Consider the following 682-nt stretch of genomic DNA (forward strand, 5'->3'; position numbering starts at 1 on the left):
TGTAGTGCCCATGAGGGTTGTTGACGGCGTGGCGGCTTGAGATGAGGTGAGACCTCCGGCGAGGTGTGAGGTGCTGACGCCCACACGAAACCGGAGGTCTCATGGCCCACCGTAATGCCCGGCTGACCATCCATGGCCGGCGGCTGCTCATCACGCGTGTCGTTGACCAGGGCCGGCCGGTGGCTCACGTCGTGAAGGAACTGGGCTGTTCCCGGGCCACCGGCTACAAGTGGTTGCAGCGGTGGCGGGCCGAAGGCGACGCTGGTCTGCGGGATCGGTCCAGCCGGGCTCACCACCAGCCGCACAAGACGCCCGCAACGCTGGAAGCGCGGGTTTGCCAGTTGCGCCAGGAACGCAAACTCGGTGCTCGTCGGCTCGGACCGTTGCTCGGGATGCCCGCCTCGACGGTGCACGCCGTTCTGACGCGGCACGGTCTACACCGCCTGGCCTGGCTCGACCGGCCCACCGGTCAGCTCATCCGCCGCTACGAGCGCGACCGGCCCGGCGAGCTGATCCACGTCGACGTCAAGAAACTCGGCCGGGTTCGCGACGGCGGCGGCTGGCGGATCCTGGGCCGCGACAGCCTGGAACACCGTCGTGCCCGCAACGCCGGCCGTGTCGGCTTCGACTACGTGCACTGCGCCATCGACGACCACACCCGCATCGCCTACGCCGAGATCCA

General features: G+C 68.8%; 1 protein-coding gene. It reads left to right on the forward strand.

Annotated elements, in window-relative coordinates; translation table 11 throughout:
• Nucleotides 1-101 precede the first annotated feature (101 nt).
• A partial coding sequence (locus AC3EN4_RS31750; protein WP_435210219.1) for a leucine zipper domain-containing protein occupies nucleotides 102-682 on the forward strand: 581 nt, incomplete at its 3' end.

The sequence above is a fragment of the Micromonospora sp. bgisy143 genome, assembly GCF_057708145.1.